At 59.9% G+C, this 19,212-nt stretch carries 21 protein-coding genes; 5 read left to right on the top strand and 16 right to left on the bottom strand.

Going from position 1 to position 19,212, the window contains the following annotated elements:
• Positions 1 to 44: 44 nt before the first annotated feature.
• From AACZ55_RS02325 to AACZ55_RS02315, 3 genes are all read right to left on the bottom strand, one after another.
• Positions 45 to 590: a prepilin peptidase gene (locus AACZ55_RS02325; protein ID WP_339642620.1), complete on the bottom strand. Its 546-nt coding sequence runs from the start codon at positions 588 to 590 to the stop codon at positions 45 to 47.
• A 16-nt stretch (positions 591 to 606) separates the two neighbouring features.
• Positions 607 to 783 (bottom strand): Flp family type IVb pilin, encoded by a 177-nt coding sequence (locus AACZ55_RS02320; RefSeq protein ID WP_339642618.1) that lies wholly within the window; start codon positions 781 to 783, stop codon positions 607 to 609.
• A 128-nt stretch (positions 784 to 911) separates the two neighbouring features.
• On the bottom strand, positions 912 to 1,112 hold the full coding sequence (locus tag AACZ55_RS02315) for a Flp family type IVb pilin (protein WP_339642616.1): 201 nt from the start codon (positions 1,110 to 1,112) through the stop codon (positions 912 to 914).
• Positions 1,113 to 1,415: 303 nt separating this feature from the next.
• On the opposite strand from AACZ55_RS02315, the gene AACZ55_RS02310 reads away from it, so the two are divergent.
• The 4 genes from AACZ55_RS02310 to AACZ55_RS02295 all read left to right on the top strand — a co-directional run bounded on the left by AACZ55_RS02310 (position 1,416) and on the right by AACZ55_RS02295 (position 4,112).
• Positions 1,416 to 1,895, top strand: a complete 480-nt coding sequence (locus AACZ55_RS02310) for a pilus assembly protein N-terminal domain-containing protein (protein ID WP_339642614.1) — start codon at positions 1,416 to 1,418, stop codon at positions 1,893 to 1,895.
• A 132-nt stretch (positions 1,896 to 2,027) separates the two neighbouring features.
• The gene (locus AACZ55_RS02305; protein WP_338607986.1) at positions 2,028 to 2,582 is read left to right on the top strand and encodes a TadE/TadG family type IV pilus assembly protein; all 555 of its coding nucleotides are present in this window, start codon (positions 2,028 to 2,030) and stop codon (positions 2,580 to 2,582) included.
• 2 nt (positions 2,583 to 2,584) lie between these two features.
• Positions 2,585 to 3,355, top strand: coding sequence for a TadE/TadG family type IV pilus assembly protein (locus AACZ55_RS02300; protein WP_339642612.1), 771 nt, complete (start codon positions 2,585 to 2,587; stop codon positions 3,353 to 3,355).
• A gap of 139 nt (positions 3,356 to 3,494) precedes the next feature.
• Positions 3,495 to 4,112: an HAD family phosphatase gene (locus AACZ55_RS02295; protein ID WP_339642610.1), complete on the top strand. Its 618-nt coding sequence runs from the start codon at positions 3,495 to 3,497 to the stop codon at positions 4,110 to 4,112.
• Here the strand turns inward: AACZ55_RS02295 and upp are convergent.
• The 13 genes from upp to AACZ55_RS02230 form a co-directional block, all read right to left on the bottom strand.
• Complete coding sequence (upp, locus tag AACZ55_RS02290; protein WP_338607989.1) at positions 4,109 to 4,738, bottom strand: uracil phosphoribosyltransferase; 630 nt, start codon at positions 4,736 to 4,738, stop codon at positions 4,109 to 4,111. The genes AACZ55_RS02295 and upp overlap by 4 nt on opposite strands.
• Positions 4,739 to 4,759: 21 nt before the next feature.
• Entirely contained in the window at positions 4,760 to 5,977 is a 1,218-nt protein-coding gene (locus AACZ55_RS02285; RefSeq protein WP_339642607.1) for a phosphopentomutase, read from the bottom strand.
• The gene (gene deoA, locus AACZ55_RS02280) at positions 5,977 to 7,296 is read right to left on the bottom strand and encodes a thymidine phosphorylase (protein WP_339642605.1); all 1,320 of its coding nucleotides are present in this window, start codon (positions 7,294 to 7,296) and stop codon (positions 5,977 to 5,979) included. Before deoA ends, AACZ55_RS02285 begins: the two co-directional genes overlap by 1 nt.
• A 6-nt stretch (positions 7,297 to 7,302) precedes the next feature.
• Positions 7,303 to 7,593 (bottom strand): hypothetical protein, encoded by a 291-nt coding sequence (locus AACZ55_RS02275; RefSeq protein ID WP_339642603.1) that lies wholly within the window; start codon positions 7,591 to 7,593, stop codon positions 7,303 to 7,305.
• Between the two features lie 3 nt (positions 7,594 to 7,596).
• Positions 7,597 to 9,966 carry an aldehyde dehydrogenase family protein gene (locus AACZ55_RS02270; RefSeq protein WP_339642601.1) on the bottom strand — a complete coding sequence of 790 codons (2,370 nt, stop codon included), beginning with the start codon at positions 9,964 to 9,966 and terminating at the stop codon, positions 7,597 to 7,599.
• A gap of 154 nt (positions 9,967 to 10,120) precedes the next feature.
• Entirely contained in the window at positions 10,121 to 11,110 is a 990-nt protein-coding gene (gene deoC, locus AACZ55_RS02265) for a deoxyribose-phosphate aldolase (protein ID WP_338607993.1), read from the bottom strand.
• Positions 11,107 to 11,901 carry a purine-nucleoside phosphorylase gene (locus AACZ55_RS02260; RefSeq protein WP_339642654.1) on the bottom strand — a complete coding sequence of 265 codons (795 nt, stop codon included), beginning with the start codon at positions 11,899 to 11,901 and terminating at the stop codon, positions 11,107 to 11,109. The genes deoC and AACZ55_RS02260 overlap by 4 nt, the downstream gene beginning before the upstream one ends.
• Before the next feature lie 164 nt (positions 11,902 to 12,065).
• Positions 12,066 to 12,479: a cytidine deaminase gene (locus AACZ55_RS02255; protein WP_339642599.1), complete on the bottom strand. Its 414-nt coding sequence runs from the start codon at positions 12,477 to 12,479 to the stop codon at positions 12,066 to 12,068.
• Positions 12,479 to 13,441: an ABC transporter permease gene (locus AACZ55_RS02250; RefSeq protein WP_339642597.1), complete on the bottom strand. Its 963-nt coding sequence runs from the start codon at positions 13,439 to 13,441 to the stop codon at positions 12,479 to 12,481. Before AACZ55_RS02250 ends, AACZ55_RS02255 begins: the two co-directional genes overlap by 1 nt.
• A gap of 3 nt (positions 13,442 to 13,444) precedes the next feature.
• The gene (locus AACZ55_RS02245) at positions 13,445 to 14,554 is read right to left on the bottom strand and encodes an ABC transporter permease (protein WP_338607995.1); all 1,110 of its coding nucleotides are present in this window, start codon (positions 14,552 to 14,554) and stop codon (positions 13,445 to 13,447) included.
• Positions 14,555 to 14,562: 8 nt separating this feature from the next.
• Entirely contained in the window at positions 14,563 to 16,155 is a 1,593-nt protein-coding gene (locus tag AACZ55_RS02240) for an ABC transporter ATP-binding protein (RefSeq protein WP_339642594.1), read from the bottom strand.
• Positions 16,156 to 16,186: 31 nt separating this feature from the next.
• A complete protein-coding gene (locus AACZ55_RS02235) occupies positions 16,187 to 17,194 on the bottom strand; it encodes a BMP family ABC transporter substrate-binding protein (protein WP_339642592.1) in 1,008 nt (335 codons plus the stop codon).
• 177 nt (positions 17,195 to 17,371) lie between these two features.
• Complete coding sequence (locus AACZ55_RS02230; RefSeq protein WP_339642590.1) at positions 17,372 to 17,839, bottom strand: carbon monoxide dehydrogenase subunit G; 468 nt, start codon at positions 17,837 to 17,839, stop codon at positions 17,372 to 17,374.
• Positions 17,840 to 17,997: 158 nt separating this feature from the next.
• Between AACZ55_RS02230 and AACZ55_RS02225 the strand changes: the two genes are divergently transcribed.
• On the top strand, positions 17,998 to 19,203 hold the full coding sequence (locus AACZ55_RS02225) for a cell surface protein (protein ID WP_339642588.1): 1,206 nt from the start codon (positions 17,998 to 18,000) through the stop codon (positions 19,201 to 19,203).
• The last annotated feature ends 9 nt before the right edge of the window (positions 19,204 to 19,212 follow it).

The following is a 19,212-nucleotide window of genomic DNA, read 5'->3' as shown; positions in this document are numbered from 1 at the left end:
AAACCTTGTGCTCAACGAGCGCACGGCGACGGCCCGGCAAGACTTCAAAGTGTGCCCAGTTGATCGAGCAGGGTCTGCTGGACAGCCTGATTGGTGACCAGACGCTCATAGATCAGGGTCTGGGGATAGATCAGCATGGCACCGATCGCCAGAGCAATACCATAGGGCACCCCGGTCTTGGGATGGTGCAGGCGCTGTATCCAGCCAACACTCAGGAGCGGGGCCGGTAGCACCCAGCGGCGACCGATGACAAGGGCCAAGGTCAAAACACCGCCCAGAACGGCCGCGTAAAGAAGAAAGGGCAGCATGAACTCAAAGCCCATCCACATGGCGATCCCAGCCGCCAGCTTTGCATCCCCGCCACCGATCCAGCCCAGAGCAAACAGGGTGAAAGTGACGGCCAGTACCAGTGCGCCGGCGGCCAGATGCATGCCGATCAGGGTCGGGCTCATGCCCACAATCAGGGCAACGATGATGAAGCCGACAACGACAGCGGCCACGAGCACGTTGGAAATGCGCATCGTGAGCAGATCTGAACAGGCAGCCAACGCCATAAGTGTTGGGAAGATGAGGGCGAGTGTCGTGTTCATTACAGCAACAAATCTGCTAACCGTTGGATGCTAGACTGGACGTGATACTATCCGAAATATACTGGAACATGCCGCTCATTGAGCCTTGGAATGCCAATAAAGCTCCGATAATGGCAATCGAAATCAGAGATGCGATCAAGGCATACTCGATTGATGTCGCCCCTCTCTGATCGGATATGAACCTATCAAACATGGTCGGCGCCCTCTTCGACCCCAAGTTACATCTATGCGTCAGCCTAGTGCAGTCGACTTAACAAACCCAAAAGAAGAGGGCCCGAAATTCGGGCCCTCCAATGTTTTTCAAATGCCAGTAACGGTGGCTTATCCCTCTGCCGCGCAATCTCCGCCGGCCCCGCCTTCGCCAGCAAGGCTATCGGCAATGCTACAGAAGGTGTCCGTCAGTTGCCCGCCGAGCAGTGTCAGGGCCGCAATGACCACAACGGCAACGAGCGCCGCGATGAGGCCGTATTCGATGGCAGTAGCGCCGGAATCATCGGCGATGAATTTCTTAAAAAGGTTCATGACTAAGCTCCTTGTTCGTGCGTCCTCAAGTGACTGCATCGTTCGACGCGTCACACATCGAACATGGGGCAAAGCTAGTCCCGGCCAGTTGAAATAGAGTTAATCTCAAGGCTCAAAACCGGCCGTTCAAAGCCAATACTCAATATGACTAGCAAATGGTTTAACTGACTTGTAAATCGCTAACTATTATCGCCGCAATCAACTCAATATATATACCGACGCCGGACCCGCTCACGTTTGCCAAATCGTAACCATTGCCGTCCATGATCGGGTAACCATGCCAATCGGGACGGGAAGCCAGTCATGCCGGGTCAATTGCGCAGCACCCTGATTGCTGCAGTATTATTAATCAGTGGATATGGCCTTGGTCCCGCCATCGCTCAGGACCAGGATGCCATTTCGGCTGACGCCATTACGGTTACTGTCAATACCAACATGGCCCGGGTGCTTCGTATCAACGCGCCAGCTGCCACGGTGATTATCGGCAACCCGGCAATCGCCGATGTCACCATACAGGACCCCCAGACCCTGATTCTGACCGGCAAGAGCTTTGGCCGGACCAACATGATCATCCTCGATTCCAATGGCGACCCCATAGCCGATACCATTGTCGAAGTGGCCCAACTCACCTCCGACACCGTTACCGTGTTTATGGGCGCCCAGCGGACATCTATGGCGTGCGCACCCAATTGCCAGCCCGTTATCATGCTGGGCGACGACACCAGCTATACCTCGGACGTGGTCTCTTCGAGCACCATCATCGACAGCGCGGCCAGCCGATAGGTCGAAATCTCCCCAGCTCCTTAAGGTCCGGTTTACCGTGGCCTCAGATGCGCGGTCACGCGATCCAAACCCTAACTATTGGTTAGGAGAGCTTTGCGTATTGTGCCCAGCGATTTCAGACGGAGCGCGGGCATGGGGACTACCGCAACACGATTATCGAGACGGAAATGGCTGGCCCGCAGGTTGGCGCGCCGTTTTGCCCTGTCCGATCGGGGAGTGACAGCCATCGAATTTGCGATTGTCGGTCCGGCGTTTCTTGCCTTGATTGGGGCAACGTTGGAAACCGCCCTCGCCTTTTTTGCAGGTTATGCCCTCGACACAGCGGTTATCGACTCCTCGCGGCTGATCCGTACTGGGCAATCGGCCTATATTTCCTCGGAAGCCGACTATAGGGAAGCGCTCTGCGGGCGCCTGTATGGCATCTTCGATTGCGAACAGGTGCGTATGTCGGTGCGCCCTATCGACGATTTCGCCAGCTTTTCGATGTCCGGACCCATCGACACCGACACGGGCGAATGGACGATGGACAATTTTTACACCGAAGCAGGGCCGCTCGAAACCATGATGATTGAGGCCTATTACAAATGGCCGACATTCTTCAATATTCCGGGCCTGAATGCCGGACAGACAGCCGATGGCAAGCGCCTTCTGGCCGCGACGCACGTCTTTCGAACGGAGCCCTTCTGATCATGTACGAACCGCGACAGGGCATAGCCGGGGCATTGGCCAGATTACTCCGCAACCAGAAGGGAATAGCGGCAGTCGAGTTCGCGCTGATCGTGCCCATCCTGTTGCTGAGCTATCTGGGGGCAACAGACGTAACGCAGGGCCTGGCCATTGACCGTAAACTGGGCCAGGTCGCCTCCACCGTATCGGATCTGGTGGCCCAGGAAGGTTCAATCACACGCGACGAGGTTCATGCGTTCTTTCAATCCGGAATCGCAATCATGCGCCCGTTTGACTTCGAGAACACGAAGCTTCGGCTGACCATCGTCGAAGTGAACGGCAGTTCTACCGAAGTAACCGGCGCGACCGCGCGCAATTGGGAGATCGACGCCAGCAACGGAGAGACATATGAGTTGCCAAGCGACCTGCTGACGCTTTCAGATGAGCGCTATGTGGTGGTTGCCGAAGTAAGCTACGATTATTCTCCCATGTTCGGAACCGTCTTTAACAGCACAGTCCCCCTCGGGCAGCGTTCCCTTCACGTAACCCGCAAGGACGTCGGCGAATTCGGTTTTCCACCGGACGGCTCTCCGACCGGCGGAGGGCTCATCGAAGATGTTGTCGATGCGGTGGACGATGTCGTCGACGACGTCGCAGGCGACGAGGATGAAGAATCCGGAGAGGATGATGGCGGTTCCGCTGGCGATGGCGATGACGATGGACCAGGCGGTCCTGGCGGTGGATGGGGCGGCCCCGGTGGATGGGGTGGCGGGTGTTGGGGTTGGCGCTGCTAGCCTCAGCCAGCAGCCCTTGCCGCGACGCCCGCAAATACCGGATCGCCCTTTTCTCTTGTCTCAGCGCGCCAGCGCCATGGGTGGTTGCAAATCACGCATCTGCCTGACATGACATCGATCGAACCCTGGAGCGATAGCGATGTCCGACCCCCTCATTCCCGTTTTCGATCTTGGCGGCGTCTTTGTCGACTGGGATCCGATGTATCTGTTCCGCAAGCTGTTTGCGACCGAAGAAGAGGCGCGGTGGTTTGGCGACACCATCTGCACCAAGGATTGGAACCTTGAGTTCGATGCCGGGGATATCTATGCCGAAGGCGTGGCCAGGCTGATTACCCGCTTCCCCCGCTACTGGCGTGAAATCGGGGCCTATGACACCCGTTGGAAAGAGACCATCGGCGGCATTTTCCAGGGCACAGTCGATATCCACAACGAGTTGATCGAAGCGGAAATCCCGACCTTTGCGATCACCAATTTCTCATGGGAGAAATGGGTTTCGGTGCTCGACGAGTGGAGCTTTCTCGAAAAGTTCGACGGGGTGGTGGTCTCGGGACTTGAAAAAATGGTCAAGCCCGATCCCCGCATCTTCCGTCTGTTTTGCGACCGCTATGGATTGGCGCCGGAATCCTGTGTCTTTATCGACGACAACGAGGCCAATGTGGTTTCGGCCCGCGCGGTCGGCATGGAGGCGATCCATTTTTCATCGCCCGAGGCGCTCAGGGCCGAGCTTGTCGGTCTTGGATTGCCGCTCAAAAGCTAGCGTGTGCCGTACATCCGATCGCCCGCGTCGCCCAGACCCGGAACTATGTAGCCATGCTCATTGAGCTTTTCATCCATGCTGGCCGTGAAGATCGGCACATCGGGATGGGCTGTTGTAAACCGCTCCACCCCCTCTGGCGCGGCCAGCAGGCACAGGAAGCGGATATTGTTGGCCCCACGATCCTTGAGTTTTTGTACCGCCGAAATGGCAGAGTTCGCTGTTGCCAGCATAGGGTCCACGACGATCACCAACCGGTCGGCGGCGTCTGAGGGTGCCTTAAAATAGTATTCGACAGCCTCCAAGGTTTCGGGGTCCCGGTAAAGCCCGATATGGGCGACGCGTGCCGAAGGAACCAGATCGAGCATGCCAGCCAGAAGCCCCTCACCGGCCCTCAGAATCGAGGCGAATACGAGTTTTTTTCCCTTGAGGGTTGGAGCCCGGGTGGGCCCGACGGGGGTTTCGATATCGATATATTCGACCTCAAGGTCGCGAGTGACCTCGTAGCATAGAAGATGCGCGATCTCGCGCAGAAGCCTGCGGAAGCTGGCGGTCGAGGTGTCCTTGCAGCGCATGATGGTGAGCTTGTGCTGGACAAGGGGGTGATCGACGATGGTCAGGTTCTGCATGAGGCCGCTCTTTGTTTATGGTTATAGGGCGCTGGAGCCGTGCTTGCCCGGCGCGATGCCCAGCCAGTGGGCAATTGTTTCGCCAATATCGGACAAAACGGGGCGCAGGCCAATGCTGCCCTTGTCCAAAGCGCGGCTAAATAACAGGATTGGCACCTGTTCGCGCGTGTGGTCGGTGCCGGGCCAGGTTGGATCGTTGCCGTGATCGGCGGTGATGACCAGAAGATCGTCGTCGCGGAGCCTGGCGATGAGTTCGGGGAGACGGCGATCGAACTGTTCGAGGGCGTCCGCATAGCCGCCCGGGTCGCGCCGGTGACCGAATTCTGTATCAAAATCAACGAAGTTCGTGAAAATCAGAGCGCCATCGGTTGCCATATCCATGGCTTCGAGCGTGCGGTCGAACAGCACCATGTTGCCCGATGCCTTGATCTTGTGGGTAATGCCGCGCGCTGCGTAGATGTCGGAGACCTTGCCGATGGCATAGACCTGCCGGTCGGCCGATTTGAGGCGATCGAGCACCGTATCTTCGGGGGGATCGATGGCGAAATCGCGCCGGTTTCCAGTGCGTTTGAAGCTGTTGGCGTCCTCGCCGAGGAAAGGTCTGGCGATGACGCGACCGACCTTTAGGGGGGCTGTGAACTTGAAGACCGTTTCGCAGAGCGCGTAGAGGTTTTCGAGGCCGAAATGCTCCTCGTGGGCGGCGATCTGGAAGACTGAGTCCACCGAAGTATAAAAGATGGGTTTTCCGGTGCGAATTGACTCTTCACCGAAATCCTCAATGATCTGCGTGCCGGAGGCGTGGGTGTTGGCAAGGGAGCCTTCAAGTCCTGCCGCTTCGTAGATTTTTGCAAGCAATTCCAATGGGAAAGCCGGATTTTCGTTAGGGAAGTAGCCCCATGCGAAGGGAACCGGGACACCGGCGATTTCCCAGTGGCCGGACGGAGTGTCCTTGCCGATCGAGACTTCGCGCCCAACGCCCCAACGCCCGCCGAGGGGGGTGTTGCTCAGGCCGGGCGGGACCGTGCCGGTGGAGAGCTCGGCTGCGGCGCCGAGGCCGAGACCGTCGAGATTTGATAGATATAACATACCCTTACGGGTGCCCTCGATATCGCCACGGCCATCGGCGCAGGCCTGGGCGATGTGGCCGAGGGTGTCGGCCCCTGCATCGCCGAAATCGGCGGCGTCGGGGGCACCACCGATGCCGAAACTATCGAGCAGACATAAAATGGCGCGGGGCATCACTGGCCTCCCTTGGGAAGAATTTCACTATAGATAACCGGATGTTCAGGCGCATCCTCATCGATCACGTAAGCCGCGAGAAGGCGCCTTTCGGCCGCTGCGGCAGTGGCCTCGTCCCGGGCATGGATGCGGGCGATGGGGGTTTGCGGGTCGACTTTCATGCCGATGCCGGCGAGGCGATCAAAGCCCACATGGTAGTCGAGCTTCTGATTTGGATCGGTGCGTCCTCCCCCAAGAACGACCACCGCCATGCCCAAGGCACGTACATCGATCCGGACCACACGCCCAATGGACGCAGCATACACTTCCCTTACCACACCCACTGGACCGGGCACATATTTTTCCAAATCGTGCCAGGATCCCAGCGCATTTGCCATGGCAAAAAACTTCTCGGCGGCAGCACCGCTATCGAGTGCTATTTTGGCGCGGATAAACCCGTCATCATAGTCGAGCGCCATACCCCCGAGGATCAGTCCGTGGGCACAAAGGGCGAGCGTTACCTCTTCGAGGCGCGGGTCGCGATAGGCGCCGGTGAGGAAATCGATGGCGTTTTTCACCTCCAGCCAATTGCCCGCCGCAGAGGCGAGCGGTTGGTTCATGTCGGTGATCAGCGCACCGGTTTTCAGCCCCGCTCCATTGGCGACCGATACCAGGCTTTCGGCCAACCCGACGGAATCCTCGAGCGTCTTCATGAAGGCGCCCGAGCCGGTCTTGACGTCGAGGATGAGAGCATCTAGCCCGGCGGCGAGCTTTTTGGAGAGGATGGAGGCTGTAATGAGCGAGATGTTTTCGACAGTCGCTGTGACGTCGCGGATGGAATAGAGCCGCCGGTCGGCGGGGGCGAGATCATCGGTCTGGCCGATAATGGCGCACCCCACGTCCTTGACCACCCGGCGCAGGGTGTCGATGTCGGGATTGGTCATATAGCCAGGTATGGAATCGAACTTGTCGAGCGTGCCGCCGGTGTGTCCGAGACCGCGGCCGGAAATCATGGGAACGTAGGCGCCGCAGGCGGCCAGGATCGGCGCGAGCATGAGGGACACGTTATCGCCCACTCCGCCGGTCGAGTGCTTGTCGATCGTGGGGCCATCGAGATCGGACCAATCGAGCACGCGGCCTGAATCGCGCATGGCGAGGGTCAGCGCCACGCGCTCATTACGCGTCATGTTCTGGAAATAGACGGCCATGGCAAAGGCGGCGGCCTGCGCGTCATTGACAGCGCCGGAGGTGAGCCCGGCGACGAAACCGGCAATATCGGGTGTATCGAGTTCCAGACCGTCGCGTTTTCTGGCGATCACTTCCTGTGGAAGAAGCGGCATGCAGGATCAGACCTTGTGGAGCCGGACAGGCGATTTGGGCGCGCGTTTCAATATGCCCTTGGCCTCAAGATCGAGCTGGACGCATTTGAACCACCAGCCGGCCTTTTCGCCGCCGGGAAACAGGTCCTGGGGCAGGTCGGGCTTGATGGCGGCGATCAGATCGGCCGGAGTGGCGCCCGGTTCGGTTGCGGGGATGTGTTTCATCACCGCTTCGCGGACCGCCATGTATTTGGCCTTGTCGACCCGGGTCTTGTGGTTGGGGGAGGTGAAGTTTTCGACTTCGATCTTCTCATTCATGGTTCAGGCTCCGTAGGGCACCCAGACGTTCTTGATCTGGGTGGCTTTGCTCAGGAGATAGTCGCCTTCCAGCGCCGCATCGGCCCAGTCGAAGGCCAGTCCGCGCGTGGTCCAGCTTTGCTTGACGTTGCCTGCCGAGAGCTTTTCGATTTCGGTGGAGTCTGCCAGAGAGCCGGCGAACCAGATGCCATCGACGCCATCATGTTCGGCCAGGGTTTTGGCCAGTGATGTTGCATCGCCGGTGACGATGTTGACGACGCCGGAGGGGACGTCGGAGGTTTCGAGCACCTGATAAAAGTCCGTCAGGGCCAGTGGATGGGCTGAAGACGGAATCAGGACCGTAGTGTTGCCCATGGCGATGGCCGGGGCGAGCAGGGCAACAGCACCGAGAAGTGCGCTTTCGATCGGGGCGGCGATACCCAGAACGCCGACCGGTTCCACCATGGCCACTGCCATCATGCGGGCGGGCGGATTGTGTACGGCACCATCGAACTTGTCGGCCCAGCCGGCAAAGGCAAACAGCCGCTCGACGGAAAGATCGACCTCGCGCCGCGCCGCATTGGCCGAGGCGCCGGTCATCGCGCGGATGCGGTCGGCAAATTCGGCTTTGCGGTAGTCGAGATTTTCACCGAGATAGTAGAGCACCTGCGCGCGGTTATGGGCCGTGGCATTGCCCCAGCCCGAGGCGGCACGCGCCGCTTCGACAGCGTTGCGGATGTCCTTGCGGTTACCCTCTCCCACCTCGCCCAGATGTTTGCCATCGGCCGACAGGACGGGGCGGGCATAGCCTGAATCGGGGCGAGCCTGTTTGCCACCGATATAGAGCTTTGCCGTGCGGTCGATGCCGGTTGTTTCGCTTCCTTCTGCCGGGGTGGGCAGTTTCAGGTCCGGGGCGGGTTTGAGTTTTTTCTCCCAGGCGGGCTTGAGGTAGGCGGCCATGCCTTCCCTTCCCCCTTCGCGGCCAAAGCCGGATTCGCGATAACCGCCGAAGCCGACCGCTGCGTCGAACTGGTTGGTGGAATTGATCCACACGACGCCGGCCTTGATCTGAGGGGCGATATCGAGGGCGAGATTGACGTTTTCGGTCCAGACCGATGCTGCGAGACCGTATTTGGTGTTGTTGGCCAGCTCTACCGCCTCTTGGGGTGTGCGGAAGCTCATGGCGACGAGGACGGGGCCGAAGATTTCTTCGGACGCCAGCGTGTGGGCCGGAGAAACGCCGGTGACCAGCGTGGGGCGGACATAGCACCCCTTTTGCGGCATATCGCCATCGGGCGAATAGAACTCGCCACCCTCGGCCTTGCCGGTCTTTAAGAGATCGAGAACCCGTTCGACCTGAACGGGGGCAACGAGCGCGCCGATATCGATGGATTTATCCAGCGGATCACCGACGCGCAGGGTTTTCATGCGCTGCTTGATCTTGGCGATGAAGGCGGTTTCGATCGATTCCTGGACAAGAAGGCGCGAGCCCGCGCAGCACACCTGCCCCTGATTGAACCAGATGGCATCGACCAGCCCTTCGACGGCGCTGTCGAGATCGGCATCCTCGAACACGACGAATGGCGATTTGCCGCCCAACTCGAGCGAAAGACCTTTGCCCGAACCGGCAGTGGCGCGGCGGATGATCTTGCCCACCTCGGTGGAGCCGGTGAAGGCGATCTTGTCGATATCGGGGTGGGTGACAATGGCCTCGCCGGTTTCTCCGGCCCCGGTGACGATGTTGACGACGCCCTTGGGCAGGCCGATGCGAGTGCAGATTTCGGCGAACAGCAATGCGGTCAGCGATGTGAATTCGGCGGGCTTGAGGACAACCGTGTTGCCCGCCGCGAGGGCCGGAGCGATCTTCCAGGCCAGCATCAGCAGCGGGAAATTCCACGGGATGATCTGACCGCAAACGCCATAGGGCACATGGTCGGGGAAGGATTTCCCCAAATGCTGGGCCCAGCCGGCGTGATGATAGAAATGGCGGGCGGCGAGGGGGATATCAATGTCGCGGGTTTCGCGGATCGGCTTGCCATTGTCGAGGGTTTCAAGAACGGCAAACAGCCGGCTTTCCTTCTGAATCTGGCGCGCGATGGCATAGAGATATTTGGCGCGCCCAAAGCCGCTCAGTTGCGACCAGCCGGAGAACGCGGCGCGGGCCGCCTTTACGGCCTTGTCCACATCGGCTTTGCCTGCTTCGGAAATGTCGGCCAGCTTTTCGCCATTGGCCGGATTGGTCGAGGCGAAGGTTTTGCCCGGCCTGGTGAAATCACCATCGATGAAATGGCCGAATTTCCTGCCATGGGCCGCCAGCCAATCGAGGGCCGGGCCGGGCGCTTCGGGGGCCGGGCCGTATTCGAGGGTTTCAAAGATTTCCGCCACTTTGGTCATTTTCTTTCTCCGGGCTTTGGAGCCCCTAAACTCGGCGTGTTATCCCAGACCGGACCACTCAAGGGGCCGGTGTCTGGAGAAACGTACACTGTCACCCCGGGAATGAATCCCGGGGTGACAGTGGGGATGGGTGAAGCGCAGGGAGCCATGGCGCTCAGGCCATCGCGAAGCGGTAATCGGCGGCGTAGTGGCCGGTGATGCCGTGTTCGATCTGGCGTTCGATATCGGTCAAAAGCGAGGAGGCGCCAAAGCGGAACAGGTGCGGTTCGAGCCAGTTGCGGCCCAGTTCCTCGCGCATCAGCGCCATATAGGTCAGCGCGTCCTTGGCCTTAGAAATGCCGCCGGCCGGCTTGTAGCCGATCTCGATGCCGGTCTGCTCGTGAAACCAGCGGATCATGCGGACCATGGCCAGAGAGGTGGGCAGGGTCGCGTTGGTCTTTTCCTTGCCGGTCGAGGTCTTGATGAAATCGGCGCCGGCCAGCATGCAGACCAGCGAAGCCTTGGCGACATTGGTGAGCGTTGCCAACTCGCCGGTGCCAAGAATGGTCTTGATATGGGCTTCACCACAGGCGGCGCGCATGGCACGAACCTGATCGTAAAGCCCCTGCCAATCGCCGCTGAGCACCATTCCGCGCTCGATGACGATGTCGATTTCCTTCGCGCCGTCTTCGACCGAGGCCTCGATTTCCGCAAGGCGGATCTTGAGGGGGGTCAGCCCGTGGGGGAAGGCGGTGGAAACCGCGGCGACGGGGATATCTGTGCCCTCGAGCGCTTTGACGGCGGTCGCAACGAAATTGTGGTACACGCAGACCGCCGCCGGAGTAACGCCCAGTTTTTTGACGCCCATGGCTTCGACCAGATCAGCGCGGATGGGATTGCGGGCCTTGGCGCACAGGCGCTCGACCCGGCCCGGCGTATCGTCGGAATTGAGCGTGGTCAGATCCATCAGTGACACGGCCTTCAAAAGCCAGGCCAGCTGGTGGTCCTTTTTGACCGAGCGGCGGGCGCCGATCGTTCCGGCGCGGCGTTCGAGCGCCGAGCGGTTCATGCGCACGCGTTCGACCCAATCGAGATCGAGCGGGAAGCCCGGATTGCGCTTGTGGCCGGTGGCGTGGCTCTGGCTGTCGACGATCTTGAGACTCATATCTCCTCCATCAGCGCCGGGATGAGGCGCTTCAATTTCTCGGCCCCGTATTTCGCCACGTCCTTGGTCTGGGTGTGGGAAATGACCTCCTGAGCCATGCCGGCGCCCATATTGGTGATCGAGGAACAGGCCCAGACCTTAAGGCCCAGGAACCGCGCCAGAATCACCTCGGGGACCGTGGACATGCCGACCGCGTTTGCACCCAGGGTCTGAGCCATGCGGATTTCGGCCGGCGTTTCGAAGCTGGGGCCAGAATACCACATATAGATGCCCTCCTTGAGAGCGATTTCGAGGCGGGCGGCGACCGCGTGGGTCGTGGTGCGCAACTCGGGATCATAGGCATCGACCATGTTGACGAAGCGGGCGTCGGTATCCTCGCCGATCAGCGGATTGACGCCGGCGTAATTAATGTGATCGGAGAGCAGCATCAGATTGCCGGGCGGGGCGTCGTGATCGAGCGAGCCGGCGGAATTGGTCAGGAGCAGCGTTTTGGCACCGAGTTCGGCAATGGTTTGAAGCGCCGGGCGCATGGCGGCGGGGTCGCCATGCTCGTAATAGTGCTGACGGCCGGTGAGGATGGCGAGACGCCTGGAGCCCATCTGGCCGATGAGCAGATCCTTGCCGTGGCCGGAAACGCCGCCCTGGGGGAAGCCCTTGAGATCGGAAAAGGGGATCGTGACCTTGTCGGTCAGCAGGTCGCCGATGTCCGACAGGCCCGAGCCCAGGATCAGCGCGGCATCGATCGGGGTATCGCCCGCCAGATTGCGGATGGTCTTTAGTGCCTTGGCCATTCTCAGTGCCTTATGGTTTTCGCGTTTGCTCCGGTGGACCTCCCCATCCGATATCCAGAGCTGGAGCAGTTTCAGCATTTCTCCGAACCGCTGAAACTGCTCTAAGTCTTTGTTTTGTCGCGCTTCCGAACCAGATAAGTGGTACCCACCTATCCTGGAAACGCTCAGCGGCCCAGAAACTCAGGGCCGAAAGAGTGGGGCAGAAGTTCGCCCAGCGTCGTAAAGAGCGGTTCGCACTCGATCCCGAGGCAGATGATTGGGGTGGTTTCGGAGGCAAATTCGCGGATGCGCTGGCGGCAACCGCCGCAGGGGGTGACCGGGGTTTTGCCGGGGCCCGTCACAAAGATCTTTTCGATGCGCCTGCCGCCGCCGGCCAGCATGGCGGCAATGGCCGAGGGTTCGGCGCAATTGCCCACGGGGTAGGCAGCGTTTTCGACATTGCAGCCCGAATAGATGTTTCCATCATCGGCAAGAATGGCGGCGCCGACATGGAAGTTCGAATAGGGCGCGTACGCGCGAGCGCGGACGGCCTCGGCGGCGTCGAGCAGGGTTTTATCCTGCGGCGAAAGTGTTGCCATCACCGTTCCTTGACATAGGGCTGACCGGCCGCCTTGGGCGCGATGGCGCGACCGACAAAGCCGGCGAGCAGCAGGATGGTGAGCACGTAGGGCAGAGCCTGCATGGCCTGGGTGGGGACAGCGCCGATCAGCGGGAGTTCGACGCCTTGCAGGCGGTACTGCATGGCTTCAAGGAAGCCGAACAGGAGGCAGGCGCCGAGGGCTGGATAGGGTCTCCATTTGGCAAAGATGAGTGCCGCGAGCGCGATATAGCCGCGGCCCGAGCTCATTTCACGCGAGAAGCTGGCGGCCTGGGCCGTCGAGAGATACGCTCCGCCAGTACCAACCAGAACGGCGGTTATGGCGAGGGCCTTGTAGCGCAGGAAGCTCACCGACATGCCGGCCGTGTCCAGGGCCTTTGGGTTTTCGCCCACGGCGCGCAGGCGCAGCCCGAAGCGGGTGCGCCAGAGCACCCATGCGGTCAATGGCACGGCGAGGAAGGCGAGATAGGTGAGAATCGTGTGCCCGGACAGGAGTCCCGAATAGATGGGGCCGATGACCGGAACGCCGGCCAGCTCGCGCGCGAAGGGCAACTCGATACCGTAAAAGCGGGCACCGCCGGACAGGGCGGGCGTGTTGCCGCCACGGCCGAACCAGGCGGCGCCCAGGAAGACGGTGAGGCCCGAGGCGAGGAAATTGAGCGCCACGCCGGAAATGATCTGATTGCCGCGGAAATTGATCGAGGCGAGGCCGTGTACGGCCGAAAACATCAGCGACACGCCGATGCCGGCCATGAGCCCGAGCCAGACACTGCCAGTGACCGAGGCCACGACGGCGGCGCCGAAGGCCGAGCCGAGCAGCTTGCCCTCGAGCCCGATATCGACGATTCCCGAGCGCTCGGAATAAAGGCCGGCGAGGCAGGCAAGGATCAGCGGGGTCGAGACGCGGATGGTGGTGGTGAGAACCGAGATGATGTCTTCCATCGCCTATGCCCCCTTCTCTTGCGGCACGGGATCGGGATCTCGCTTTTGCCGCGTTGCCATAAAGGCAAATTCGACCGGACGGCGCAGCATGTTGCTCATGGCGCCGGTAAACAGGATCACAAGGGCCTGAATGGTGACGATCATTTCGCGGGTGATGGCGGGCATGGTAAAGGCCAGCTCCTGCCCACCCTGATAGAGCACGCCGAAGAGCAGCGCCGAGAGCCCCACCCCGATCGGGTGGGCCTTGCCCATGAAGGCCACGGCGATGCCGACAAAGCCGGTGCCGGCTACGTAACCCAAAATCAGGCGGCCATGGGCACCGGCAGTGTCGTTGACCGCGACCATACCGACAAGCGCACCGGAAATTGCCATGGTGGCCATGATGAGCTTTGCGTTGGACATACCCGCATATCGCGCGGCGGTGCTGTTATGTCCCATAGTGCGCAGGGCGTAGCCGAACTTGGTATGCCAGATCAGGATATAGACGCCGATCAATGCGAGAATGGCGAGAATGAAGGAGATGTTGACCGGCGTGTTGCGAAGCAGCGGTATCCATTCAGCAAGGAACGGCACACGGGTGACTTCAGCGATGCGGGCGCTCTCGTCGGAATTGATTTCTTCCGGCTTCAGGATGCGCGAGATGATGTAGCTCATCATCGAGGTGGCGATGAAGTTCATCATGATTGTGGTGATGACGACGTGCGACCCGCGTTTGGCCTGCAGATAGCCCGGAATAAAGGCCCATGCGCCAGCGAAAAGCGCCGAGGCGATCATGATGAGCGGCAGGGCGAAGGCCCAGTGCAACCCGCCAACGGCAAGCGCCACAAGAATGGCGCCGAGCCCGCCAACATAGGCTTGCCCTTCGCCGCCGATATTGAACAGCCCGCCGTGAAAGGCGACCGCAACGGCCAGGCCCGCGAAAATGAAATTGGTGGTGTAATAGAGCGTGAACCCGAAACCGTATCCGTAGCCGAAGGCGCCGTAGATCATGATGCGGACAGCTTCGATGGGGTTTTCACCCACGATCAGGACGACGATACCACCGATGATGAAGGCCAGGGTGACGTTGAGCACCGGCAGAAGGATGATATCGACCCAGCGGGGCAAGGGCATGGACGCACTCATTGGCTCGACTCAGTGGATCTGGTTTTTTCGCCGGCCCCGACACCGGCCATAAGCAGGCCCAACTCGCCTTCATCGGCGGTGGCCGGATCGGCCTCGCCAACGATCTGGCCGTCGAACAGGACGACAATGCGGTCTGACAGCGAGCGGATTTCATCGAGCTCGACGGAAACCAGCAGAATGGCTTTGCCTGCGTCACGCATCTTGATGATCTGGTTGTGGATGAATTCGATAGCGCCGATATCGACACCGCGAGTGGGCTGACCGACGATCAGGACGTCGGGATCGCGCTCCATTTCGCGGGCCAGAACGATCTTTTGCTGATTGCCACCGGAAAAATTGGCGGTCTTGAGGTCGGTATTGGCCGGACGGATGTCGAATTTTGCGATATGGCGCTCGGCCTCGGCCCTTGCGGCCCTGACATCGAGTGTCAGTCCTTTGCCATAGTTTTCATGGTAGCCGAGAATGGCGTTTTCCCACTCGAAGAAATTGGTGACAAGGCCCATCCGGATGCGGTCCTCGGGCACATGGGCCAGACCGTTTCGCCGCAGCATGGCGGCGCTGTCCTCGTTGACGGCGGTCACATCGTGGCCGTTCAGGGAAATGCTGCCCGATTTTGCGGCGCGCATGCCGGCTATACATTCAAGCAGTTCGGACTGCCCATTGCCAGCAACGCCGGCCACGCCAAGAATTTCTCCAGCCCGCACCTTGAGTGATATGCCCTTGAGGCGTTCGACCCCTGCGTCGTCGGTGACGACGAGATCGTCGACATCGAGGAGCACATCGCCGGGGCGGGCCTCTTCCTTGTGGACGCGCAGCAGAACGCGGCGCCCCACCATCAACTCGGCCAGTTCTTCAGGACTGGTCTCCGAGGTCACCAGCGATTCCACCATCTGGCCCTGACGCATGACCGAAACAGTATCGGTGATGGCCATGATCTCGCGCAGCTTGTGGGTGATGAGGATTATGGTCTTGCCCTCGTCGCGCAGCGTCTTGAGCACCTTGAACAGGTGATCGGCTTCGGCCGGGGTCAGCACGCCGGTCGGCTCGTCGAGGATCAGGATATCGGCGCCGCGATAGAGCGCCTTGAGAATTTCCACCCGCTGCTGCTGGCCGACTGAAAGGTCCTGGACCAGCGCATCGACGGGAACATTGAGCCCGTAGTCGTCAGCAAGGCGCTGCAATTCGCGGCGTGCCTTTTCGACGCTGGGGCCCAAAAGCGCCGAATCCTCGGCGCCCAGAATGACGTTCTCGATGACCGAAAAATTGTCGACCAGCATGAAGTGCTGATGAACCATGCCAATGCCGAGCGCCAACGCATCGGAGGAATTGTGGATGGTTACTGGCGTTCCGTTGACCACGATCTCGCCGCTGTCTGCGTGATAAAAGCCGTACAGAATCGACATCAGGGTCGATTTTCCGGCTCCGTTCTCGCCCACGATGCCATGAACCGTGCCTCGCGTAACAGCGAGGTCGATATCCTTATTCGCGTGAACCGGCCCGAAGCTCTTGTTGATCTTTTTCAGTTCGATCGCCAGAGAGGTTTCAGCGGCCGGAGCCGGCCGCTGAACGTTTTCGGTTTGCGTGTCCATTGTCGGACCCTTCCCTTAAAGGGGTAACGAATCAGACCGGGCAGGACTCGTCTTCGCGGTAGTCGTGAACGACGATTTCGCCCGATACGATCTTGGCGGTAATGTCGTCAACCATAGCGCGCATATCATCGGTGATGAGCTCGGCGTTGTTTTCGTCGAATGCTGCGCCCACACCGTCTTCGGCAAGGCCGAGGACCTCGACGTCGTTGGTCCATTCGTCATTGGCAAAGTCTTCGAAGGCGTCGTAGACGGCGACGTCGACGCGCTTGAGCATCGAGGTCAGCACCTGTCCGGGATGGAGATGGTTCTGGTTGGAGTCCACACCGATGCCGAAAACGCCGGCATCGGCGGCAGCCTGGAGAACGCCGACACCGGCACCACCTGCAGCGTGATAGATGACGTCTGCGCCGCGGTCGATCTGGCTACGGGCAACTTCAGTGCCGCCGCCGGGATTGTTGAAGGCGTCAAAGCCAGTGCCAATGGCCGTTTCGATCACTTCGATATCGGGGTTCACATAAGCGGCGCCCTGCTTGTAGCCGCAGCCGAAAGCCTGGAGCAGCGAGAAATCGAAGGCCGGAATAAAGCCGATGGTGCCTGTTTCGGTTGCCATGGCAGCAAGCGCGCCCACGAGATAGGAGCCTTCATGCTCCTTAAAAATCACCGAGCGCACGTTTTCGATATCGTCAACGACGGTGTCGATGATGAGGAACGAGGTGTCGGGGAAATCCGGAGCAACCGCGCGCAGCGCGGTTTCCCAGCTAAAGCCCGGCAGGACGATGGGATTGTTGCCCCGCGCCGCAAACTGGCGGATAGCCTGTTCGCGCTGGGCATCGCCCGAAATTTCGAGATCCTGGTAGTCCTGCCCCGTATCTGTCTTGAACAGTTCGGCGCCGTTATAGGCCGCTTCGTTAAACGAAGCGTCGAACTTGCCGCCGCCATCATAAACGAGCGCGGGATCGGCAAGGGCCGTGCCGGCCAGGAGAGTGGAGAGGGCTACGCCTGCCAGGGCGGCGATGCCAGTCTTTGTTGTTTTGGACATGATTGATGCTCCCTATTCACGGGCTGCAGAAAGGGGCCCGGCGACGGCCGGTGCATTTCCACGCGCGATGGCTTCAGATACAATCGCGCAAACAAAGCGGACGCAATAGAGAATTTCGATTTTTTGACCATTTGGGCAAAAAATTTTGGGGATGCGGTAAACCACGCAGTTGCCCGTCTAGACCTGAGGCTCCAACGGGACAACCCTGGCGCCCATGGCCTCGCCGAAGCGCTCGAAAAATCCGTCGATGATCTTCTGGGCGGAATTGCCAACGATGGCCCTGCCCAGTTTCATGATCTGGCCAGACGCTCCACCGGTGGCCGAAAAGCTCAGGAGCGTTGAAGAACCGAGATCGATCAGTCTGATATCGGCCGAGGCCTGCGCCTTGCCGAGCAGCCCACCCCTACCCTGTCCGGTCAGCGTATAGCTTATGGCCGGGTCGATATCGGACAAGAACAGATCGCCTTTGAAAACGGGTTGAACCACGCCAAGATTGACAGTGATCTCAAGCTCGAGCGCGGTGTCGGACACCCAGCGAATCGCCTTGCAACCGGGTATACAGGCCTTGAGCACTTCGGCATCGTTGAGCGCGTTCCAAACCGCGAGCCGATTGGCATCGACCCTGTAGCGTCCACCGAAATCCAAGCCATCTTCCTCTTCATTTAACTCAAACACCGTGTATGCGGCTTTTTGGCACCAATGGCGAGAAAACAGCGCCATGTGGTGCATGCGCAATTGTCTTATCTCTTGCCAGGCGGAATCATGTCACCACATCTGCAAAAGTTGCAACAGGGACGTGGGCAATGAGCACCGAGATTACCCAAACCGAAGCTCCCCAGCTTATGGACAAGCCTCTGCAATATCTGGACAAGGCCGTGGCGGCGATCAAGGATCTTGGGCTCTGGCCCGAAGGTGAACCGGGCGAGGCACCGATTACAGGGCTTCTGGCCGAAATCACGCATCTCGACGACACCAGGGTCATCCTGATCGGGCGTGTTCTGACCCAGGCGAGTGCCTTCAACGAAGTGGTGCGCACCCAAGTTGCGGCGATGAATGTGGGCGAGCGCTACGAGGACATTACCAAATCCTTCAACTCGATCCGCGACGACGCCAAGGGCATGGTCGACCAGCTCGAGGACGGCAAGATCGATATTTTCGAGCGCGCTTCTAACGTTTGGATGAAGGTCTCGCGCGGCGATATCGCAGCACGATTCGACAAGATTCGCGACACCTATCTCGACGTCTCGAAAGACACCAAGGACCAGATCGACCGCGAACATACGATTCTCGAAGCCTATCGCGACTTTCGCGGCGCGCTCAAGCAGGCCGAAGTGATGGCGCTCGAAGTGCTGGACATCGCCAGCGCGCAGCTCGAGCAGCGCAAGATCGACCTGCAGGGGGCAACCGATGCGCTCAACGCGTTCACCGAAGGGACCCCGGCCGACCGCGCACGACTGGAAATGGCGCGGGACGAGCGGGTGCGCGATCTGCAGAACGAGGAGCGTCGCTACCAGATCGCCAAGGATCTGTCGGACAACCTGACGATTTCCTACTCGACCTCGGAAGTGATTATGGCGCGGCTCATGCAGACGACCAACGCCAAGGAACGCGTCTATCAACAGTCCATCTCGTTCTTTTCGACCAACGAAACTGTCCTCACAGCGCTTTCGGCCTCGTTTACCGGCCTGTTCGGGCTCCATGAATCGACCGAAACCCTCAATGCAATGAAAGAGGGCATGAGCCAGAGCCTGGAGACACTTTCGGAGATCGGCGGCAAGGTTCAGGAGGAAGCGCTAAGAGCGGGGTACGGTCCGACCATCCGCGCAGATGCGGTAAAAAAGCTTGTCGATAGCGTGGTCAGCTATCAGGAAAAAAGCATCACCATCATCGCCGAAATGCGCGATCAGGCCACCAAAAATTCGGCTGAAATCCGCGACGCTGTCGAAGACGGCAAGAAGCGGCTGGCAACGCTCGCCGCTGAAGGCAACGCCCTCGTTTCGGCCCGTTAGGATGCGATA

Source organism: uncultured Pelagibacterium sp., assembly GCF_963972885.1.
In the GTDB taxonomy this organism is placed as follows: Bacteria; Pseudomonadota; Alphaproteobacteria; order Rhizobiales; family Devosiaceae; genus Pelagibacterium; species Pelagibacterium nitratireducens.
The sequence above is the reverse complement of the archived record's forward strand: the minus strand, read 5'-3'. Positions and strand labels throughout refer to the sequence as shown.

Bases quoted from the DNA above. Each gene is read 5' to 3' on its own strand.
- AACZ55_RS02255 (WP_339642599.1), bottom strand. From the start codon at position 12,479: ATGGCAACACTTTCGCCGCAGGATAAAACCCTGCTCGACGCCGCCGAG.
- AACZ55_RS02305 (WP_338607986.1), top strand. From the start codon at position 2,028: ATGGGGACTACCGCAACACGATTATCGAGACGGAAATGGCTGGCCCGC.
- AACZ55_RS02300 (WP_339642612.1), top strand. From the start codon at position 2,585: ATGTACGAACCGCGACAGGGCATAGCCGGGGCATTGGCCAGATTACTC.
- AACZ55_RS02225 (WP_339642588.1), top strand. From the start codon at position 17,998: ATGAGCACCGAGATTACCCAAACCGAAGCTCCCCAGCTTATGGACAAG.
- upp (WP_338607989.1), bottom strand. From the start codon at position 4,738: ATGCAGAACCTGACCATCGTCGATCACCCCCTTGTCCAGCACAAGCTC.
- AACZ55_RS02285 (WP_339642607.1), bottom strand. From the start codon at position 5,977: ATGCCCCGCGCCATTTTATGTCTGCTCGATAGTTTCGGCATCGGTGGT.
- AACZ55_RS02260 (WP_339642654.1), bottom strand. From the start codon at position 11,901: ATGGCCAAGGCACTAAAGACCATCCGCAATCTGGCGGGCGATACCCCG.
- AACZ55_RS02310 (WP_339642614.1), top strand. From the start codon at position 1,416: ATGCCGGGTCAATTGCGCAGCACCCTGATTGCTGCAGTATTATTAATC.
- AACZ55_RS02320 (WP_339642618.1), bottom strand. From the start codon at position 783: ATGTTTGATAGGTTCATATCCGATCAGAGAGGGGCGACATCAATCGAG.
- deoA (WP_339642605.1), bottom strand. From the start codon at position 7,296: ATGCCGCTTCTTCCACAGGAAGTGATCGCCAGAAAACGCGACGGTCTG.
- AACZ55_RS02235 (WP_339642592.1), bottom strand. From the start codon at position 17,194: ATGTCCAAAACAACAAAGACTGGCATCGCCGCCCTGGCAGGCGTAGCC.
- AACZ55_RS02240 (WP_339642594.1), bottom strand. From the start codon at position 16,155: ATGGACACGCAAACCGAAAACGTTCAGCGGCCGGCTCCGGCCGCTGAA.
- AACZ55_RS02315 (WP_339642616.1), bottom strand. From the start codon at position 1,112: ATGAACCTTTTTAAGAAATTCATCGCCGATGATTCCGGCGCTACTGCC.
- deoC (WP_338607993.1), bottom strand. From the start codon at position 11,110: ATGAGTCTCAAGATCGTCGACAGCCAGAGCCACGCCACCGGCCACAAG.
- AACZ55_RS02325 (WP_339642620.1), bottom strand. From the start codon at position 590: ATGAACACGACACTCGCCCTCATCTTCCCAACACTTATGGCGTTGGCT.
- AACZ55_RS02250 (WP_339642597.1), bottom strand. From the start codon at position 13,441: ATGGAAGACATCATCTCGGTTCTCACCACCACCATCCGCGTCTCGACC.
- AACZ55_RS02275 (WP_339642603.1), bottom strand. From the start codon at position 7,593: ATGAATGAGAAGATCGAAGTCGAAAACTTCACCTCCCCCAACCACAAG.
- AACZ55_RS02295 (WP_339642610.1), top strand. From the start codon at position 3,495: ATGTCCGACCCCCTCATTCCCGTTTTCGATCTTGGCGGCGTCTTTGTC.
- AACZ55_RS02245 (WP_338607995.1), bottom strand. From the start codon at position 14,554: ATGCCCTTGCCCCGCTGGGTCGATATCATCCTTCTGCCGGTGCTCAAC.
- AACZ55_RS02270 (WP_339642601.1), bottom strand. From the start codon at position 9,966: ATGACCAAAGTGGCGGAAATCTTTGAAACCCTCGAATACGGCCCGGCC.